The 4023-nt window shown below is 51.0% G+C and carries 4 protein-coding genes; 1 reads left to right on the top strand and 3 read right to left on the bottom strand.

Annotation, left to right across the window (positions count from 1 at the left end):
• Nucleotides 1–189: 189 nt before the first annotated feature.
• Entirely contained in the window at nt 190–1350 is a 1161-nt protein-coding gene (locus tag FBQ85_27450; GenBank protein ID MDL1878868.1) for an integron integrase, read from the bottom strand.
• Nucleotides 1351–1385: 35 nt separating this feature from the next.
• Nucleotides 1386–1751 carry a hypothetical protein gene (locus FBQ85_27445; protein ID MDL1878867.1) on the bottom strand — a complete coding sequence of 122 codons (366 nt, stop codon included), beginning with the start codon at nt 1749–1751 and terminating at the stop codon, nt 1386–1388.
• Nucleotides 1752–1862: 111 nt separating this feature from the next.
• Between FBQ85_27445 and FBQ85_27440 the strand changes: the two genes are divergently transcribed.
• On the top strand, nt 1863–2105 hold the full coding sequence (locus FBQ85_27440; GenBank protein ID MDL1878866.1) for a hypothetical protein: 243 nt from the start codon (nt 1863–1865) through the stop codon (nt 2103–2105).
• A gap of 152 nt (nt 2106–2257) precedes the next feature.
• Here FBQ85_27440 and serA read toward each other — a convergent pair whose 3' ends face one another.
• The gene (gene serA / locus FBQ85_27435; protein MDL1878865.1) at nt 2258–3484 is read right to left on the bottom strand and encodes a phosphoglycerate dehydrogenase; all 1227 of its coding nucleotides are present in this window, start codon (nt 3482–3484) and stop codon (nt 2258–2260) included.
• Nucleotides 3485–4023 lie beyond the last annotated feature (539 nt).

Raw genomic sequence — 4023 nt, 5'->3', positions numbered from 1 at the left:
GCTAACAACTTATTAACCTGCACGGCAACCCCATTTCCCAGCTTTCCAATAGTAGACATTTGTTTCCACGATTAGAAATTTCTGGAAAAATGTTTCTACCAATAGACATTTTTTCAAGCCCCCAAATGGCCAGTATTAGAAACTTCTCGACGGCTTTGAGTCACGGATTTGTTTCTACTATTGGACATTTTACAAAACCGCATTCGCCTTGTGTGCCGCGTATCTTTCGTGTAAATCCAAAAATGCGGCCAGAGCCGCTGGAATATCACCTTTGTATGAACTTGCCACCACCCCCCGAAAGCGCTTTTCTAACGCCGGCGGCAACTCGCCCAAGGCAATGTGAGATTTCATCAAGCCGTTGCCTTCGAGCATATCCGCCGGACTCCGCACGCTTTGCAGCCTCTTGGCCAGCACGTGGGTGTAAATTTGCGTCGTTTCCACGTCATCATGGCCCAGTAGTTCTTGCACGATGCGAATGTCGTAGCCCGCCTCCAGAAGGTGGGTTGCAAACGAATGCCGAAAGGTATGGCTGCTTGCATGTTTGTGAATACCTGCCCGGCGGATGGCATTATGCACTTCTCTCTGCACCGCCGTTTCATCCAAATGATGCCGCTGTTTGGCCCCGCTGCGCGGGTCGATCGACGGCTTCGAGGCCGGAAACACGTATTGCCATCCCCATTCCTTGTTCTTGTGGGGATATTTTCGGTCCAGCGCATACGGCATGTATACCGCGCCCAAGCCCGCTTGCAAATCCGCCTCGTGCTGCTTTTTGATCTCGAACAGATGTTTTTGCAGCGGCGCAATGACGCCTTCCGGAAGCATGGTCACGCGATCTTTCTCACCCTTGCCCTCGCGCACCGTGATCTTCTTATAGCTAAAATCGATGTCTTTGACGCGCAACCGCAGGCTTTCAATCTGGCGTAAACCGGAACCGTACATCAGCATGCCGATAAGCTGGTATTTTCCCGGCAAATGGCGCAATACCGCCCAAGCCTCCTCCGGCGTAAACACCTCGGGCATGCGTTTGGGTTTCTTGGCCCAAATCACCTCAACGTGGTCGATCTCTCTTTGCAAAACGTGGCGGTAAAGAAAGAGCAGCGCGCACAGCGCTTGATTCTGCGTTGAGGCCGCAACATTGCCGGCCACCGCCAGATGGGAAATGTATTGCCTGATCTCTGCCGCGCCCATCTCAGCAGGATGCCGTTTGTTGTGAAAAACGATGAATCGGTATGCCCAATCAACATAGGCTTTCTCAGTGCGGCGGCTGTAATGCCGGGTGCGAATCTCTGTTGCGAGCTGCTCCAGCAGCTTCGGCTTATTCTCTTGTTGCGCTTGATTTGAATGATTCATAATCGCCCCTCACATGTTGACAACTTTGGCAACAATTAACCATTGATTATTTTCCCATTAATCATTCCCACAATCCGCTCCGTCAAACCCAGTTTCAAAATGGCGCGATACGGCAGAGTCCAAACGCGCTTTTCGCTAAGCCATTTTCCGCCGGCCTGCAGCACTTGTTGCCGCAAAGCTGCTTCGTCATAGCGCAGTCGAATCGGCATGATTTTGTTCAGAGAAATCTTCGTGGTGTCCGGCTGCCAGGGCGTTTCTTCGAGAATCAATTCCACGGTTTTCAAGCGGCGTTGCCTCCCGGCATCGTAACGGTAACGCACGCACACCAGCTTGTCGCCAAATTCGCGCATGAGTTTTTTGGTGCCCGGCTGCCCGGGTTTTAGTTTTCGCCCCGTTTTCATCGCGTTTGGTCAGTAGCGATAAATGAAAATCATTTCCCCTGTGCTGGTACACCAGCGGTAAAACCGTTGATTGAAAATGGCGTAGATTGTTGAACGTTTATGTGATAAACGGTGGGGATATCGAGAGAGGGAGGCGTTGGCATAAAAACTCCTCAAAAATCTGCTGAAACTTCGGGTAAAGGTGGCATTCAGCAGCCGCCCAAAATCAATGGCGGGATATTGCAAAAATATATGATTGAAAGCAAGATTTTTTTTGCGTTTGTCAGGCGAGAAACAGGTTTGGTTTTTGGGGATAATGTTTCTGCAACGGCTTGGCCGTTGCAGGTAAAGGTTGGGCGGCTGAAGGAACAATGAATTTTGTGTCCCATCAATGCCCCACCAGGGGGCAGGACTACGACGAACTCCGGTAGTAATTTTTAGACGTTCACTTAGGCTGACCAGAGCCGCTATGCGCGCGGATCAAAAATCAGTGAAAATCTGTGTTCATCCGTGGCAAAAATTGCTCTTCAATACAACACCCGCACCTTGATCGTCACCTCTAGCTTTTTGAGATCTGCGATGATCTGCCGATCAATCAAGCGATCGACATCCGTGACCATGTAGCCAATGTCTTCCTCGGTTTTGAGGATTTGGCTCTCGATGTTCACGCCGAAGCGCGCGAATTCCTGGCTGAACGTGGAAACCACCCCCGGCACATTTTTGTGAATGTGCAGCACGCGGTGGCGCATGCCTTGCACCGGCAATTGCACCTCGGGGAAATTCACGCTGCCAATCGTCGCGCCCGTGTTCATATAAGTAATTAATTTTTCGCTGGTTTTGACCCCAATATCTTCCTGCGATTCCAGCGTGCTGCCGCCGATGTGCGGCGTGAGAATGACGTTGGGCAAGCCCTGCAATTCACTTTCAAATGCTTCCTGGTTGGATTGCGGCTCGGCCGGAAAAACATCAATGGCCGCGCCTGCCAGCCGTCCCTCGCGCAGCGCCTGCCGCAAATCGCTGAGATTGACGTTGCGCCCGCGGCTGAGATTGAGCAAGTAGCTGCCCGGTCTCATCAGCTTGAATTGCGCCGCGCCGATCATGTTGATGGTGGATTCATCCTCTGGCACATGCAGCGTCACCACCTCGGCGCGGTGCAGCAAATCCACCAGCGAATGCACGGGCTTGGCATTGCCTATCGGCAATTTCTCGGCAATGTCATAGTAAATCACCTCCATGCCCAGCGCTTCCGCGAGAATGGAAACCTGCGAGCCGATGTGGCCATAGCCGATGATGCCCAGAGTTTTGCCGCGCACTTCGAAGCAGCCCGCGCTGCTTTTGTCCCAGATTTTGTTGTGCGCCGCCAGGCTTTTGGGGAAGATGCGTCGTAGCAGCATGATGATCTCGCCGATCACCAGCTCGGCCACGCTGCGCGTGTTGCTGTAAGGCGCATTGAATACCGCCACGCCTTGCCGCCGCGCTTGCGCCAAATCCACTTGATTGGTGCCGATGCAAAAACAGCCAATTGCCCACAAGCGCCGCGCATGCTGCAAAACCCGCGGCGTAATTTGCGTTTTCGAGCGAATGCCGAGCAGATGCACGGATTCGATTTTGCGGCACAATTCCTCTTCGTCGAGAGACGAGGAAAGCGATTCGAGGTGATAAGACTCAGTTTCAAAGCGCGCCACCGCCGCCGGATGAATGTTTTCCAACAGCAAAACGCGAATCTTGTCTTTGGGGAACGAGCTTTTGGGCAGGCCTTTGAACAGGCTCTTGACGCGATGTACGGTGTTCATGTTTGATCGGTAAAAATTTTGTGTGATGACGAATTACCATTAACCATTGGTCATCAGGCATTTGACTATTGGTCAGTAACTATTGACCATTAGCCACTAGCAACGCGCTAATTATTACCTGAGTTTTGCATGCTGAGATATGACAAGAAAGAATCGACAATCGTCTTAAACAAACCGCGAAGCGGTGGAATATTTATAGTGAAATCCGCCCCGCTATCCTTCAAAACTCCGAAGGAGTGAAATGTTGTATGGGCTTGATTTTACGCGATTAGCTTTTCAAAGTTAGAATAAGATTCTGAAAGTTTATGGCAGGATAATTTGCCGGCAGAACGATTTGAAATAATTCTGCCGATAAATCATCCTGCCAAAGTTTTTTCGGCGATGCTCGGTGACTTCGGCGCATTTCGGTGGAAAAACTTTATCGCCAATGGTCACCGAGTTTCACCGAATAGTTTTTTGTTGCTTCGCAGAAGCTTTGATTTGCAGCTTGTCTGCAAATC

The sequence above is a fragment of the Cytophagia bacterium CHB2 genome, from assembly GCA_030263535.1.
In the GTDB taxonomy this organism is placed as follows: Bacteria; Zhuqueibacterota; Zhuqueibacteria; order Zhuqueibacterales; family Zhuqueibacteraceae; genus Coneutiohabitans.
Note: the sequence above shows the minus strand (reverse complement) of the source record. Positions and strands in the feature narration are given on the sequence as shown.